The organism is Paenibacillus sp. RU5M, from assembly GCF_900221055.1.
In the GTDB taxonomy this organism is placed as follows: Bacteria; Bacillota; Bacilli; order Paenibacillales; family Paenibacillaceae; genus Paenibacillus; species Paenibacillus marchantiae.
In genome coordinates, this window is the sequence record NZ_OBQM01000007.1 from 158831 (window position 1) to 174386 (window position 15556).

Sequence of the window (15556 nt, forward strand, 5' to 3'; positions counted from 1 at the left end):
CACAATTGCGAACTCCCAAGGGTATATTTTGCCTATATTTCATAACCTTTTATTCAGCGACTCCGCTAAATAAGGATACTACCCACTTCATTCCGTTATGGGACAGATTTTGAAGAAGACCTGCCGTTTTGTCAGCCAGCACGTCGACCGGTGCTTTGCTCTGCTCTGCGCCAAGCACTTGACTCGGTGACAGAACAGGTACGGCTGGGGGTTCTTTGACCTCCTGTTGTACCGCCGCGATCGGAACAGACTCGGCAGCCGGTGCCGCCGGCTCAGTTTTCACCACTGCAGGGTTGCCAGTCGAATCATCGCCCCTATTAAAGTTGTTGCCTGCCAGCTGCATTCCAAACAGCACACCCAGCAACATTAATAAACAGATGGAAAACAATCTTTTGCCGAATCTGGACACATTCCTCGCCTCCTGTTATATCTTCAATTCTTCTATTCTTCCATATCAGGAATACTAGCCACCTTGTGATGTCTTTTCCGCACTAGCTTTGTCCACCTTCTGATCATTCCAGTACACCTCTGCAATCATGTCGGCGAGTACTTTGGATGTCCGCTCCAGTTCAGCAGCTGTATTGTCGATGCCGCCAATCTCAATCAATATGCTGTTGGGAGAAAGCGTCTGGTTGTATTCACCATTGTTGGCCCCGCCGCCGTCCTTGCCCCATACGCCCCGAGATACCCCTGGATATTTCGCTTCCAGCTTCTTATGAATTTTGGCCGCAAAGGCCTCATTCTGCTGCCAGTTTGGATTTTCATGTCCTATAATAAAATATACTTTGGCATAACCCAGATTATTAATGGTCGTTGTTGTTTTGTTATGACGTTGTGAGTCACGGTGGATATCGATGAGATACGTAAGATCGTCATTTTGAGCGAGTGCAGTTTTCACCGTCTGACGAGAGTATTTATAGGAATAATTCCAGTTATAATCCTTCACCTTGGTCGGATAATCTTCCTGTGCATGCTCCACCCCAATCCCCAGCTTCTCCAAACTGTCGGATAAGTAGGTTCCCACTTGAAAAACATTGCCCGTCGATTTACCAGAAGAAGGATTGTCACTCTTTGTGCCCAAGAGAGGATTGTATCCTTCACGTGGATGGGAATGGTAGACAAGAATCGCTTTTTTTCCTGTCGTTGGTTTGCTCGGTTCATCTTTACCGCCACTCTTCGGTGGGGGATCACCCTTTACTTCACCATCACCCGGATTCTGTGGATCAGATGGATCGGGGTTATCCTGACCTGGTGGGATATGCTGCTCGCCACCTGATTTCCCTCCGCCTGCCGATGCCGTATCAATGAGTCCAGGACCCGGCTGATAATCTTCTGGAGCTTCAGCTTTTTCATTTCCCGAGCCCGGTCGCAGCAGTACGGGTTGATTGGAACCCATGCCAGGCATTTCTCTAGCGATCAGGCTTTTGGGGTCTTGCGGATTCACATTCGTCAGCAGTTGGAACACAAATGAAGTCAGATTTTCACCAGAAAATGCAGAGGCTTGTTCCTTCTGAGTTAGATGCGGCATTTCCATGCCGAGCATGTCCACAAAAAAGCTGCTTGATACGGCTCCCGCAAACCCTTTCATAGAAGAAACGGGTGAGCTATTCAAACGCTTCTCTGCCATGCCCCCTAGACCGAGTACAACAAAAAACAAAGCAGATATGATCATAAGCAACAACAACGTACGGCCCATGGCCAGCACGTGCAAACATCTCTTTTTCCATTTACCAATATTCCAGGCCAATATTTTGTTCATTGCTTCTGTCTCCTTCCCTGCTGGACAACGCTTATACTTCAACTCTATGAGCCTGCCAGATTTGATAGAACAGGAAAAAGAAGATTGCACAAAAAAAGAAAGTCCGATAGATTCGGACCTTCTTCACAGGAGTCTCAAGCATTTAAATTTCAAATGTTAATTAATGGGTGTAGGCAGCTACATTCTCAGCATTTACCGCATCATGGAGCGCTGCATTTAGACCGGTTGCAATAATATTGGCAATATCTTCGACAAATTCGTCGATTTCTTTGGGCGTAACGATCAGATCATGACCTAGTGGCTCCAGTACCTCTTTTACCAAACTGAGACGGTCATTTTCGCCGATATCGTCCAGCATGCCCATAATCTGTTTCGTTTGGTCGGTCTCTTGCCGAAAATGAGTACGCATCATTTCGATGACGTTATTCACGATGGTTGACGCATAACATACGGTAGGTACACCGATGGCAATGCAGGGAACACCCAATATTTCACGTGTCAGTCCACGTCGCTTGTTCCCAATTCCTGAGCCAGGATGAATGCCGATGTCTGCCACTTGAATCGTTGTATTAACACGTTCGAGGGAGCGTGAAGCTAGCGCATCAATCGCAATGATTGCATCCGGTTTCGTTCGATCCACGATCGCTTGCACGATGTCACTGGATTCTATACCCGTTGTCCCCAGCACACCTGGCGCGATAGCACTGACTTCCCGATAACCGGGTGCAACCTGATCCGGAACCAGCTCAAAATACTGACGGGTAACCATCAGATTCTCCACTACCAGCGGACCAAGTGAATCAGGCGTGACGTTTAGGTTGCCCAAACCCACAATCAGCACCTTGGACGTCTTGTTAATTCCCGCTTTGGCCAAAAAATCTTCCATCTCTCGCGTGAATTCTGCCGCCACCCGCTCCTGAAGATCGGTATCCCCGTTACGAAGCGATGGAACCTCCAAAGTGACATAGTGCCCCTTTACACGCCCAATTGCTGTAGCGGCTGCATCATCAAGCACATCAATACGTGTGATTTTGATACCGTCTTTCTCATCCACATCCTCCCGCAGCCCGGGAATCGTCTGTTTCTGCCCCCCCTGAGCCATCTCCTTGGAGTCAATTGCCAAGTCGGTACGAACTGCATAATTTTGCAAATCCAGTGTCATCTGTCCCTGCCTCCCTTACCGCATTTGAGCATATTGTGTGGGAAAATGGTGTGCTTTATGCAGCACCATCGAACATCATAGGAAAATCTGTTGCAATTTGCATGCCAGCGTGCTAGAATATTTTAAGTTGTGAAACGTTTGTATTCATGCAAATGCCTTACAGGAGGTGAATGTAATGCCAAACATCAAATCCGCTGTTAAACGCGTAAAAACGAGCGACAAGCGCCGCGCACTCAACGCTTCCCAGAAATCTGCACTCCGTACAGCTGTTAAAGCTGCTGATGCTGCTCTGGTAAGTAACGAAGTTGATACTGCAAAAGCTGCGATTCAAGCTGCTTCCAAAAAGCTGGACAAGGCTGTAACTAAAGGTCTGGTTCATAAAAATGCTGCAGCCCGCAAAAAGTCTCGCTTGGCGAAAAAACTGAACGCTCTTTCCGCACAAGCGTAAGAAGCGTTACTTATACGATCTAATGGAAAAATCCTGAACAGCACGAGCTTTCAGGATTTTTTAGTATCTGATTCTATAAGCACTCATTCAAACGGGCGGCCTCTATTCCGATGATCTCACCATCAACGGAATAGAGGCCGCTTTGTGTTACAGTTATATCTAATTTTAAGCACCGAGCCTTAACAAGAAAAGCTCCAGTCCGAGCACTTTATCCACTGCCCCGGTCTTCATCTGATAATCCAGTTCACTGAGATGACTCAGAATTAGCCTCAAACGTTCTGCCTGAAACTTGCGAGCCTGTTCACCAGCAATTTTGACAGCATACGGATGCAGACCAAGCTGGCTGGCAATCTGCTGTTGGGAGTAACTCTGCTGCCCTAACTCTTTTACCTGAATCATAATTCGAAATTGACGGGCAATCAACGCTGCAATTTTGATTGGTTCTTCACGCTGCTTCAGCAATTCATAAAAAAGACCCAACGCTTTCTCCAGCCGCAAGTTAGCAAGCTCCTCCACCAAAGCGAACACATTCTGCTCGGTGCTTCGCGCCACCAGTGATTCGATATCCGCGCGTTTAATCGTGCCTCCGTTACCAGCGAACAAACACAACTTGTCCACTTCCGCAGATAACGTCTGCAAGCCTGTTCCTGCATAACTCACAAGCGTGTCAGCCGCTCCAGTCTCAAAAGATACATCCCGTTGCTTCGCCAGCTTTACAATCCAAACCAGCAGCTCTTCACCACTTAGCGGAGCGAACGCAAGGACAACGGCTTTCTTCTTGGCTGCCTTGACTAGTTTTTTACGCTCATCCAGCTTACCCCCTTGGGCCAGAAACACAATAGTACTATAATCTGCCGGATTGTCCATATATGTAAGCAGCCGATCAATCTGGTGATCAATTTTGGAATCCTTGCCTGCTGTAAACAAATTAGCATCGCGAACGATAATGAGTTTACGTGGAACAAGAAAAGGAACCGTCTCCGCTTCTTCAATGACCACCTCCACAGGTGTCTCAGAGAGATCATATGGAATGATCGCAAATTCTCGGTGTTCTTCTTCAATTACCTGTTGTTTTAACATATCCGTAAATTGCTGTATCTGGTACTTCTCCGTTCCGTACAGCACATATACCGGAGCCGTTTCTCCATTACGTATTGCCTTTGTCGCACTCTTTACATCCATCACGGTGCCCCCTTATCCTCTTATCCTACCAGAAAAAGTGACAGACAACAAAGGGGCCTTACATCCGGTTAACGGATGAAGGCCCCCTGTCCTACATCTATATAAACGCTGACACCAACAATTCTAGAAAAAGCTGGTGCGCGGTCATACGACGTCAGTTATGCCAACTGAGATAGGACGTTGTTGTTACTTTCAATATATTCTTGATATAACTGAAATGTTCGGCAAGTCTTGAGGCCAAACGTATAATTTACAGCCTATTTGCCAGAGGTCCCGCTTGAACCATTGGACACATTAAACGATTTCTTCACTGTTGTGCCATCTTGATCTGTCTCGTAATTGAATACGGTGCTATCCTTGGACCAGCTCGCAGATTTTAGTGTACCCTCCACACTACGTTGCTCGACCAGATTAAGCACATCCGGGTCAGCGGCAGGTTTAGAGTAAATGCTGATCTGATCGCCGAGCAGCATGACCAGATAGGAGCCATCGGGTGACTTCCATTCTTTTGGAGTCGTCGTAGCAAGTGCACCTGAATCCGTGGCAGCCAATCCCTTATTTCCTCCCGCTGCATCCATGCCTGTCTCGGAATCAGGACTCGTCACGCCCTCTGTTGGCTCTTCTACCTTAACATCAGGCATATCCTGAGAAGTAGTGAATGATTGTGCATCCCCATTTTCAGGCTCCGTTGCTCCGCTCTCAGTAGAACCTGCCGAAGGTCCGGTAGCAGCTCCTGAACCCTGACTTTTTTGCTGATCTGCACTCTTGGTACTATCGGCAGGATTGGAACTGGAAGGGGCGTTTTTCGTTGCATCACTCTTTTTCAATTCTGATCCAGTATCCGGCTGTTTAGAAGGTTGGTCTTCCTTCAATTCTGGTTCCTGCACCTTTTCTGAACCATTTTCTTCAGGACCAACCTCTTGAGCTTGTTTATCTTCAGCGGATGGCTGACTTTCCGAACTATCGATCCACACACTGTTATCGCTCTGTAGTGAGGAGGAGGAATCTTCATTGTTGATCTCTCTGCTCAGTGGATTTTGATCCTCATTCCCGCCTTCTTGGGTACTGCCCGTGCTCATTATCATTTCTGCATTTTCAATCTTCTCTGGCTGATATCCGAAAATGGCAACGCCCAGTACAACAGCGGCTGCTGCTGCGCCCATGGACATCCGGCCCGCCATAGAATTCAACCATTTTTGCTTCGGTTTCCGCTCACTTGAACGCTGTAAATTCTCAAATGCAGCAGGGACAGGACTCATTTCCTGTATTGTACTGCTTTGTTCCCTTTTCGCTTCGTCGATTGCATCCAGTTGCGGCATAATGGCATCAACCAGACTGAATCTCGGGGTTACCTGCGGCAAATCTTCCAGTTCTCTGGAGAGAGCTCTGAGCAAACTAAAATTTTCGGCGCACTCCGCGCATTGGGCCACATGCTGTAGCATCTGCGCAGTTTCCGCCTCGCCCAGATCATGATCCAGATACCGGTGCATCCATTCCACCACCTCTTCGCATTTCATCCTGTCACACCACCTTTCTGATACTCCTGTAGTAGATTCTGTAATTGCTGTCTGGCTCTAAATAAATAAGATTTAACCGTATTCAACGGAAGATCGAGGCAATCCGCAATTTCGTTATAGGATAAGTCCTGCAAATATCTTAGAACAATAACGGTACGATGATGCTCAGGCAGCTTGTTAATGGCATCCTGAATATCCTTTGCCACATATGTGGACATCACTTCGAATTCCACATCCTGATTGTCCTGAAAAACCATATCATGCTCGTCAATGGAGACGGAGGGCTTGGTTCTTCTGAATTTGTCAATACAGATATTCGTGACGATGCGCTGAACCCATGTCTTAAACTGGGCCTTTTCCTCATATGAATTAATCTTGGTGTAAATTCGGATCAACGCTTCCTGAGCAGCATCCAAAGCGTCTTGTTCATTATTTAGAATGTAATATGCGGTCCGATAAACATGCTGTTCAATGTCCCGCAATAGGGTAATTAGAGCGTCGCGATCGCCCGATTGAGCGGCTCTGATGAGTTCCGGCTCTACCACAAAGGATCCCCCTCTCCCTGCAACCTTACAGACGTGACCATCAATAAAATTGTTGCAAAGTTAAGTATTTTTTTTATTGCCATAACAAAATAACGGCTTATGTATTGGGGCCGCTGAAATCTTCTCTTAGAATAACAGAAATTGCATAACGAGTCATCAAGCCAGCTCAAAAGTCATTCCAGTACTTACACGACTCAATTTTATTACAATGGCATACATTATAGCTCAACAACACTTATAGCATTGAAAATAAAAAAGTTCAAATTTTGTACAAATTTAAGCTCGTTTTAATGTAATTTTCATGAAAACAGTGTATTGTAAATTTACATTCATAACACGAGGTGATGAGCATGCCAGCTCTTGCAAAAATTCAAGCGTTAAAAGAACAAATGCCCAAAGAATATCAAAGCATATCCCATTTTGTGGAACATGCTTTGCAGTCTATTGATACCCTGGTTGAGGAACATCGGAAATACACCGCTGCACAGGCATTATACGGCGATAAAATCGTCGGATCGGAAGAACGCTTGTACAGAGAAACCGTGCTTGATGTACGAGCACAGCTCTTGCTGACGCTTGAGAAAACCGTAGAAGATCTGTTGCACAAAGGCGACAAACATTGGAGTAAACACTTCAAAGATGGCGTTGAATAATTCGTTGTTATAAGTCATTTCAAAATTAGCCCGCTTTCCTGCATTCTCCCCGAGGAGTATACCGGAAAGCGGGCTTTTGTTTTCATTCTTCGAGCAAATGATGTACTTCATACAGAAAATTAATAAATGACAACCAGTTGTAGATTGGGACTGTATAGATTTTATCTTTATTGAGCGAACATGATGAACACAGAAGTATTACGTATCTTTCACGAAATTTTACATTAATTTCACATAAACAGCATAATCAATCCCATTTTATAACTTAAAATAGAAAATATAGGCACGTAGAGGAGCGAAATCAGACAACTAACGGAAAACTGGACACTATTTAATAGTAATTCAAGTCGCACAGACGGACTAGAACTCACAACGGCGCAACAAAATTTCTAAGCAGATATGAGGCAGATTAAATGAATTTGAAAATCTTTTTAAAGTACTTCCTGGGATTTTTTCTACTCTGTAGTCTATTATTTATTGTATATAATATGATGATACGCCATAAAACTTGGGATCAAATCGATCACACGATTAACTTATTCAGTGCGACTATAATTAGCTTAATAGTTGGTATTTCAAAAGCAAGAGAGTAATCCATTTTAGCCAACTCCCACAGAAATTCATGAATCATCCATCGTCAACTTGTAGCGCACATCAATCTTCCCATCTTTGATCTTCATCTGAATCTCCCCCATTTGATCTGTTCGATAGATCTCTGTACCCGAATCTACAAGACGTTCAAGCACCCCAGGATTGGGATGTCCATATGTATTGTTGGCCCCAGCAGATATCACGGATGCAGATGCATTCCAGTACTGTAACCAAGCTTCCGTTGACGATGTTTTGCTACCGTGGTGTGCAACTTTTAATACGTCTATGGTGACAGGAACCTCATGATTCTCCCCCAAATGACGTGTAAACATCTCCTGAATAGTAACATCTACTAACGTAGCATCCGCATCGTACTGTCCAAACGAGGCTGAGAGCGATCCATCTTGAATCATATAGAGCAGATCCTGCTCGGCTGCAGCATCCATGTCTCCTGTGAACAATAATGAGGCGCCTGCCATTTCCAGCATAAAGACAACCGAATCATGATTCTGATGTTCCGAGAAGGGCAATCTTTCTTCTGTATCCATCGCTTTCTCCAGATCCGGATATATAAAATGTAGTCTGGTCTCCCCATCCGGAGCGTAGGACATCCCTTGGCGAATGGCATATAACGGAATCTGCTTGTCTATAACGGTATCCAGCAATTTCTCGAAATTGGCTGTACCGCTGGTTGTCCCATTGAACATGAATCGTTCCACTGGAATCTGTTCGAGCACGGCCTGTAATCCACCAGCATGATCCTGATCGGCATGGGTTACGATTACGGCGTCCAGCCGATGAATGCCCCGCTTTTTCAATAAAGGAACGACCACCTTGGCCCCTACTTCGTATGGATCACGCCGTGCCTTCCAGGATTGTTCAGACTTCCCGAACTGGACCGTACCTCCACCATCGACCAAAATATGTTTACCTTCAGGTGTTGTAATAAGTGTACTGTCCCCTTGTCCGATATCCAAAAACTGCACCACTCCTGTCCCCGCAGGCTGCGGTGTCTGGTATGCCCACCATAATCCCACCACAAAGCTGAGAGCCAGCAGCGCACACATCCATTTGTGGAAGACGTTCATCCGTTCACCAGAGTAAAAACCCGCCCCACGCGCAGCAAATGCACTGGTATATTCCGGCCAGGCAATACTTGCACTTAATGTTGTCATCGAACCCGGGCTAGTCTCACGTCCACCTTTGTTTAATCCTTGTGATGATACATTAGACAACCCAGACAGCCCCAGAGCCGCTTTATGCGTTCCCCCGACAAATCGGCGATCCAGCGGAGCCGTATCCTCTTCTGTGCCCTGAACTACAGGCTGGTCACCTCGACCACGATGAAGGACCCGCAGAAGCGCATAGAGAACGGCATAATATGCTGTTATCCACAGTAGCGATGGGGTAGCCCAGATCAGCATAAATCCAGGCAAACTATTCATCCACTCCACACTTACAAAGGTCAATTTGTTCAACATAATAGCAATCCACGCCAATGGTTTAGCCAGAGGTATCCAAATGAACGATAAAATCAGGGCAACCGTTCCAAGAGGAAGTACAATGGCACTGATCAAAGATACAAGCAGGAAGTTTGCGACAAATGAAAGCAGTGAAAACTGGTTGAAATACAGAATCGTGACCGGAAAAGAAATGAGCTGTGCTGTTACCGTCACAGAAGCTGTTGCTGCAAGGCCCTTGGGCCAACTGCTAAATATCCGATTAATCAGTGGCATGTAAATCATCAGTCCAGCCGTTACAAGAAAAGATAGCTGAAAGCTCACGCTCAGTAAAAAATACGGGTTCCACCACATCATCAACAACGCTGCTGCACTGATCATCTGCAATCCATCCCTCGCAAGCCCGCGCCGCGCCATATACAAACCAATCATCGACATGATACCCGCACGAATGACTGATGGCGAACCGCCAGACAACAGTACATATGCAGGTATTAGCAGCAACACAATGGTGAGCGAGGTTTCTCGGGTTAACCTAAGCCATGATAAAAGGAGAAGCAGCGATGCCACATACACCGCGACATGTGTTCCGGAGATCGCCAATATATGAGTTAAACCAAGCTGTGAAAATTGTCCATATGTATCCGGATCGATATCATTAGCCATCCCGATAATGAGGCCTTTCATATAGCCCGCATGAGGTTGGGGAAATATCTGTTCTACCGCTGCGCCAAGCTTATGCCTTACGATGTCATTCCACCGGAGGATATTGAGTTTCCCCAGCCCTTCCGGCGGAAAGGTGGTTACCGAGCTGGCACCCTTCACTTTAAACAACCAATGGATATGAAGAGTCCTTAAGTAATTTCGATAGTCAAACCCACCAAAATTTCTAGCTTCGCTGGGAAGCGCAAGCGCACCCGTTAACGTGATCGTATCTCCTCGCTTCCACCCTGCTGCTACTTGCTGTTCTTCTTCCTCAACCAGGCGAACTTGGACCATTAGACGTTCTCTCACGTTAGGCGCAGTTCGCGCTTCCGACGCTGGCGCCGAGGATGCATCGGATAGTGGAAGCATCGACGTGACCTGCATTTCAAAATCGGCCCGATCCCCATCTATGCGTACATCCGACATAAGGGTTCCTTCGAATGTAGCTGCATAACCGTCCAAATCCTCGGCTGTCGTATGTGTGATATCGGGCAGACTGCTCCGATTCCGCGCATCATTCCATTCCCAGTGCACAGCACCGCCAACGAGTGCTCCAATCAGTAACAAGATGGACCAACCGCGTATATCAATCCATCGTAGTAAAAGTGGCAGACAAACGAATGCCCCGATCATTCCCACGATCAAGGACCAACCCGATAATGCACATGCCATCCCACTACCGCATAACCAGCAGACGGTAAATACCAGTAAAGGTCTGCCTTTCATTTTCTTCCCCTCCTTTGTGTCACCCGTATGAACGCAGAAAAACCCCCGGCAGCTGATACAGCAACCGGAGGTTCTTCCCCGCAAATTCGAATATTATATTGGTTCTAATCACTTACCGTCATCATCGTCTCACGTGGAGGCTGGTAATTTTCCAGCTTACGAAACGTAATACCTTTTTGCTTCATCATATCTGTCACCTTGCCTGTGTCCTTGGGATACGGGCGATGAAACACGATTTCTGTAATACCGCTATTCGCGAGCATATTGGAGCAAGTCCAGCAAGGTTCATCCGTGACATATACAGAAGAGCCTTCACGGTCAATTCGATCGGTGAACAAAAGCAAATTCTGCTCCGCATGAATGGTACGAATACAGCGTTGCTTTTTAACCATTTCCTCCTGACCGTCGGTTACCACCAGCTCATATTCTTCCGAGATCATGCATCCTGCTTCAGAGCAGTCCGGAACCCCCATGGGCGCACCATTATAGGCTGTTCCAAGCAGTTTCTTCCCCTGCACAAGTACAGCCCCAACATGACGGCGTGAACAGCGGGAACGGGTAGAGACCATATATGCGATGTCCATGAAATACGTATCCCAGTCTTTGCGTACGTCTGCCGTGCTCATAACCGTTTCCCTCCCATTGGATACAAGTTGAACCCATCCTTCGTTCTTATGTCATTTCCAATTCAACTTATATCCTAATATTTAATATTGCGTGATTACCTAATCTGAACATAAGGAGCCATTTTCTCCAGCATCTTCATTCCGATTCCTTTCACCTTGGTCAGATCGCTGACTTTGGTAAACGGACCATGTGAATTACGATAATCAATAATGGCTTGCGCCTTTTTCTCCCCAATTCCAGGAAGGTCCATCAGCTTCGCTGCCGGAGCTGTATTGACATCAATTTTGCCATTGTCGACAGCTTCATTGCTCACCAATGGTTGGTTATTGTCTGGTAAAACAACCGCTGCCTCGGATTTCGTTTGTGTCCCACTTGTAGAAGTATCCGTTTGCTTAACTTCAACTGTCTGATCAGCCACTTTCCCTACTGCGGCATCAACCTGATTAGTCTCTACTGGGGCCTCTGTTGTTGACGATCTCTGTTCTGCATCGGAAGCCTTCGTTTGTTCCTGAACCAAAGTAGCCGACTGTACAGCAGGGGTTTCCTGCTCTATCGTCGGCTTCTCGGTGGCGAGCTGCATAGGTTCCCAGCCCGAAGGCGGCTGTTCACTTTTGCCCGACCATAATATCAGAATACATCCGACCACCGCCGCAGCAATGGTCATCCCCTTGTTCCATCTCATTTTCTTCCACACCTCTCCCTGGATTCAAAATAAATCTATTCTGAACACGGGCGGTGCTTCCGAACCGTTGGATTTGCCTGGTAAACCAAGCTGTACTATTTTCATGTCATGTGAAGCAGGTCCTGACGCATACACTAGAGGGAAAGAACTGCGCCATTACCGTAAAGCATGAAAGGAGGCCTGAACAATGAAGGTTGGATTTATCGGAACCGGCAGCATGGGCAGCCTGCTGATCTATGCCTTGATTCAATCCGGTGCACTTGAGCCACGGCAGATCGCCGCCAGCAATAGAACCCCTTCCAAAGTACGGCAGCTATCCCTCCGTTACCCCGGTCTGCATGAATCACAGAGCAACCGGGAAACCGTCATCCGCAGCAATATCATCTTTTTGTGCGTGAAGCCACTTGAATTCAAACATGTCATTGACGACATCCTGCCTGTCGTGAATCCCAATCATATAATCGTCTCGATCACCAGTCCCGTGCAGCTGCGCCATCTGGAATCTTCACTTCCTTGCAAAGTCTCCAAAGTTATCCCCAGCGTTACGCACCAGGTCGGCAGCGGAGCGTCCCTGTGTATACACGGTGAGCGAATGACTACCGAAGACCGCGCGGTGCTGGAAGGGCTGCTCAGTCATATCGGCAGACCCTATCAAGTGGATGAAGCCTGTACCCGGATCACATCCGACTTCTCCAGCTGCGGACCTGCATTCATATCGTTCTTTCTGGAGCAATGGATTGAGAGTGCCGTCAAGCTTACAGGCATCAAACGAGCCGACGCCTGCGCTCTTGCCGGCGAGATGCTCCTGGGAACAGGCAAGCTGCTCACCGAAGGAGGATACACCCCGCAAGAACTTCAGGCTCGCGTGGCTGTACCTGGCGGCATCACCGCACAGGCACTTGCCCTGCTAAAGGTCAGTCTGAATGGGGTTTTTGACAGCCTGATCCAGACGACTCATGACAAATATGATGAAGATTTGTTGAAGCTGGATGAACTATTCAAAGCCGGTGAGATTAACCGGCAACAATATTAACGAGTTTGCCTGGAACGGCAATGACCTTGCGAATGGTCTTGCCTTCCAGTGCCTGTTTCACAGGTGCCAGTTCCATTGTAAAGTCCTGCATGCCCTGTGCGTCCAGATCCTTCGCGATCGTAGCACGGGTAACAATTTTGCCATTCACTTGAACAACAATCTCCACTTCGGCGTCCACCGTCATGGACTCATCATACTCAGGCCAAGCTACGTAAGAGATTCCACCTTCATGACCGAGACGGCTCCACAGCTCCTCTGCCATATGCGGTGCCAGCGGTGACAACAGCTGTACAAAGTTCTCCATTGCTTCACGCGGCAGCGTATCTGCTTTGTACGCATCGTTGATGAAGATCATCAACTGGCTGATCGCTGTGTTGAAACGCAGATGTTCCATATCCTCTGTAACCTTTTTGATTGTCTTGTGTGCAGTCCGCTTGAACTCATCGGTTCCACCATCTGCTGTGATCTTGTCATTAATTGCACCTGTATCTTCATTGATGAACAGACGCCATACACGTGACAGGAAGCGGTGCATGCCCTCAACCCCGTTAGCGTTCCAAGGTTTTGTCGCCTCCAGAGGCCCCATGAACATTTCATACAGACGCAATGTATCTGCACCGAATTCATTGACGATCTCATCCGGGTTAATAACATTACCACGGGATTTACTCATCTTCTCATTGTTGGTTCCCAGGATCATCCCTTGGTTGACCAGTTTGTGGAACGGCTCTTTGGTATGCACCACACCCAGATCATACAGCACTTTATGCCAGAAACGAGCGTACAGCAAGTGAAGCACCGCGTGCTCTGCTCCCCCGATATACAGATCAACTGGCAGCCATTGCTGCTGTTTCTCCTGAGAGATCAGTTCCTTGTCATTGTGTGGATCAATAAAGCGCAGGTAATACCAGCAGCTACCGGCCCATTGTGGCATTGTGTTCGTCTCGCGACGTGCTTTCATTCCCGTTTCCGGATCTACGGTGTTAACCCATTCCGTAACATTCGCCAGTGGTGACTCTCCAGTGCCCGAGGGTTTGATCTGGTCAATATCCGGCAACAGCAGAGGCAGTTGATCTTCCGGCACCGTCTTCATCGTTCCGTCTTCCAGATGCAGAATCGGGATTGGTTCACCCCAGTAACGCTGACGGCTGAACAGCCAATCGCGCAGACGATAGGTTACCTTGCCTTGTCCCTTACCGTTCTCTTCCAACCAGGCAATCATCTTAGCAATCGCTTCTTCGTTGTTCAATCCGTTCAGGAAATCGGAGTTCACATGCGGTCCGTCTCCGGAATACGCTTCTTGTGTCACGTCGCCACCCTGTACAACCTCGATGATGTCCAGACCAAACTGTTTCGCAAACTCCCAGTCACGAGCGTCATGTCCCGGAACGGCCATGATCGCCCCTGTGCCGTATCCAGCCAGAACATAATCGGCGATCCAGATTGGCACCTTCGCTCCGTTTACCGGATTGATTGCATAAGTTCCTGTGAACACACCCGTTTTGTCTTTAGCCAAATCAGTACGTTCCAGATCACTCTTGCGAGCAGCCTGTTCCTGATATGCCTTGATTGCTTCACGCTGTTCAGCTGTTGTAATGACTTCCACCAGCTCATGCTCAGGTGCCAATACAGCATAACTTGCACCAAACAAAGTATCTGCACGTGTCGTAAACACTTTAATAACTTCTTCATGACCCTCAATGGCAAAAGTAACTTCCGCCCCGGTCGATTTGCCGATCCAGTTGCGCTGCATATCCTTAATACTTTCCGACCAGTCCAGCTCTTCCAGGTCTTCCAGCAAACGCTCTGCATATTCTGTAATTCTCAATACCCACTGGCGCATCGGTTTACGAACGACCGGATGTCCACCACGCTCACTCTTACCGTCGATAACTTCTTCGTTCGCCAGTACCGTTCCCAAAGCTTCGCACCAGTTCACAGGCACTTCATCTACATAAGCCAGGCCTTTATTGTACAACTGGATGAAGATCCATTGCGTCCATTTGTAATAGTCAGGGTCTGTTGTGCTGATCTCCCGATCCCAGTCATATGAGAAACCCAGTGATTTGATCTGGCGACGGAAATTGTCAATATTGCGGAATGTAATATCCCGTGGATGCTCACCAGTATCCAATGCATGCTGCTCAGCAGGCAGGCCGAAAGCGTCCCAACCCATTGGATGCAATACATTGAAACCGCGCATACGTTTGTAACGGGATACGATATCCGTTGCCGTATATCCTTCCGGGTGACCTACATGCAGACCTGAGCCGGATGGATACGGAAACATATCCAGGGCATAAAACTTCGGTTTAGCCGGGTCTTCACCCGTTTTAAACGTTTTATTGTCATCCCAGTATTGCTGCCAACTTTTCTCCATGTCTTGTGGCTTATAGCCGTGTTTAGGCTGTTGATTCTCACTCATCTATTGTTCCTCCTCTTGGTTATTCGCTTTTATTGCAACAA

General features: G+C 47.3%; 13 protein-coding genes. 3 read left to right on the forward strand and 10 right to left on the reverse strand.

Annotated features, from left to right (window positions below):
* Positions 1–49: 49 nt before the first annotated feature.
* From CRO25_RS20385 to gpr, 3 genes are all read right to left on the reverse strand, one after another.
* On the reverse strand, positions 50–409 hold the full coding sequence (locus CRO25_RS20385; protein ID WP_079696218.1) for a hypothetical protein: 360 nt from the start codon (positions 407–409) through the stop codon (positions 50–52).
* 54 nt (positions 410–463) lie between these two features.
* A complete protein-coding gene (locus tag CRO25_RS20390; RefSeq protein ID WP_064636355.1) occupies positions 464–1759 on the reverse strand; it encodes a stage II sporulation protein P in 1296 nt (431 codons plus the stop codon).
* Positions 1760–1919: 160 nt separating this feature from the next.
* The gene (gene gpr / locus CRO25_RS20395) at positions 1920–2921 is read right to left on the reverse strand and encodes a GPR endopeptidase (RefSeq protein WP_063567283.1); all 1002 of its coding nucleotides are present in this window, start codon (positions 2919–2921) and stop codon (positions 1920–1922) included.
* Positions 2922–3096: 175 nt separating this feature from the next.
* Between gpr and rpsT the strand changes: the two genes are divergently transcribed.
* A complete protein-coding gene (rpsT, locus tag CRO25_RS20400) occupies positions 3097–3369 on the forward strand; it encodes a 30S ribosomal protein S20 (RefSeq protein WP_024628504.1) in 273 nt (90 codons plus the stop codon).
* Positions 3370–3534: 165 nt separating this feature from the next.
* On the opposite strand, the gene holA is transcribed toward rpsT, so the two are convergent.
* From holA to CRO25_RS20415, 3 genes are all read right to left on the reverse strand, one after another.
* The gene (gene holA / locus CRO25_RS20405) at positions 3535–4551 is read right to left on the reverse strand and encodes a DNA polymerase III subunit delta (RefSeq protein ID WP_079696219.1); all 1017 of its coding nucleotides are present in this window, start codon (positions 4549–4551) and stop codon (positions 3535–3537) included.
* Between the two features lie 257 nt (positions 4552–4808).
* Entirely contained in the window at positions 4809–6068 is a 1260-nt protein-coding gene (locus CRO25_RS20410) for an anti-sigma factor (protein WP_079696220.1), read from the reverse strand.
* Positions 6065–6613, reverse strand: a complete 549-nt coding sequence (locus CRO25_RS20415; RefSeq protein WP_024628507.1) for an RNA polymerase sigma factor — start codon at positions 6611–6613, stop codon at positions 6065–6067. Before CRO25_RS20415 ends, CRO25_RS20410 begins: the two co-directional genes overlap by 4 nt.
* Positions 6614–6963: 350 nt before the next feature.
* Between CRO25_RS20415 and CRO25_RS20420 the strand changes: the two genes are divergently transcribed.
* Complete coding sequence (locus CRO25_RS20420) at positions 6964–7266, forward strand: hypothetical protein (protein WP_053781298.1); 303 nt, start codon at positions 6964–6966, stop codon at positions 7264–7266.
* A 620-nt stretch (positions 7267–7886) separates the two neighbouring features.
* Here CRO25_RS20420 and CRO25_RS20430 read toward each other — a convergent pair.
* From CRO25_RS20430 to CRO25_RS20440, 3 genes are all read right to left on the reverse strand, one after another.
* Positions 7887–10748 (reverse strand): ComEC/Rec2 family competence protein, encoded by a 2862-nt coding sequence (locus CRO25_RS20430; RefSeq protein WP_079696221.1) that lies wholly within the window; start codon positions 10746–10748, stop codon positions 7887–7889.
* A gap of 104 nt (positions 10749–10852) precedes the next feature.
* Positions 10853–11374, reverse strand: coding sequence for a cytidine/deoxycytidylate deaminase family protein (locus CRO25_RS20435; protein ID WP_079696222.1), 522 nt, complete (start codon positions 11372–11374; stop codon positions 10853–10855).
* Between the two features lie 95 nt (positions 11375–11469).
* Positions 11470–12057 (reverse strand): helix-hairpin-helix domain-containing protein, encoded by a 588-nt coding sequence (locus CRO25_RS20440; RefSeq protein ID WP_256863707.1) that lies wholly within the window; start codon positions 12055–12057, stop codon positions 11470–11472.
* A 187-nt stretch (positions 12058–12244) separates the two neighbouring features.
* Here CRO25_RS20440 and comER point away from each other — a divergent pair, with 187 nt between their 5' ends.
* Positions 12245–13090, forward strand: coding sequence for a late competence protein ComER (gene comER, locus CRO25_RS20445; RefSeq protein WP_063567276.1), 846 nt, complete (start codon positions 12245–12247; stop codon positions 13088–13090).
* Here the strand turns inward: comER and leuS are convergent.
* Positions 13071–15515, reverse strand: a complete 2445-nt coding sequence (gene leuS / locus CRO25_RS20450; RefSeq protein ID WP_079696223.1) for a leucine--tRNA ligase — start codon at positions 15513–15515, stop codon at positions 13071–13073. The two genes, comER and leuS, sit on opposite strands and share 20 nt — an antisense overlap.
* Between the last annotated feature and the right edge of the window lie 41 nt (positions 15516–15556).

What these genes read in the sequence shown, in the direction of transcription:
- CRO25_RS20390 (WP_064636355.1), bottom strand. Translation starts at nt 1,759, where the DNA reads ATGAACAAAATATTGGCCTGGAATATTGGTAAATGGAAAAAGAGATGT.
- holA (WP_079696219.1), bottom strand. Translation starts at nt 4,551, where the DNA reads ATGGATGTAAAGAGTGCGACAAAGGCAATACGTAATGGAGAAACGGCT.
- CRO25_RS20420 (WP_053781298.1), top strand. Translation starts at nt 6,964, where the DNA reads ATGCCAGCTCTTGCAAAAATTCAAGCGTTAAAAGAACAAATGCCCAAA.
- CRO25_RS20440 (WP_256863707.1), bottom strand. Translation starts at nt 12,057, where the DNA reads ATGAGATGGAACAAGGGGATGACCATTGCTGCGGCGGTGGTCGGATGT.
- leuS (WP_079696223.1), bottom strand. Translation starts at nt 15,515, where the DNA reads ATGAGTGAGAATCAACAGCCTAAACACGGCTATAAGCCACAAGACATG.
- comER (WP_063567276.1), top strand. Translation starts at nt 12,245, where the DNA reads ATGAAGGTTGGATTTATCGGAACCGGCAGCATGGGCAGCCTGCTGATC.
- rpsT (WP_024628504.1), top strand. Translation starts at nt 3,097, where the DNA reads ATGCCAAACATCAAATCCGCTGTTAAACGCGTAAAAACGAGCGACAAG.
- CRO25_RS20430 (WP_079696221.1), bottom strand. Translation starts at nt 10,748, where the DNA reads ATGAAAGGCAGACCTTTACTGGTATTTACCGTCTGCTGGTTATGCGGT.
- CRO25_RS20410 (WP_079696220.1), bottom strand. Translation starts at nt 6,068, where the DNA reads ATGAAATGCGAAGAGGTGGTGGAATGGATGCACCGGTATCTGGATCAT.
- CRO25_RS20435 (WP_079696222.1), bottom strand. Translation starts at nt 11,374, where the DNA reads ATGAGCACGGCAGACGTACGCAAAGACTGGGATACGTATTTCATGGAC.
- gpr (WP_063567283.1), bottom strand. Translation starts at nt 2,921, where the DNA reads ATGACACTGGATTTGCAAAATTATGCAGTTCGTACCGACTTGGCAATT.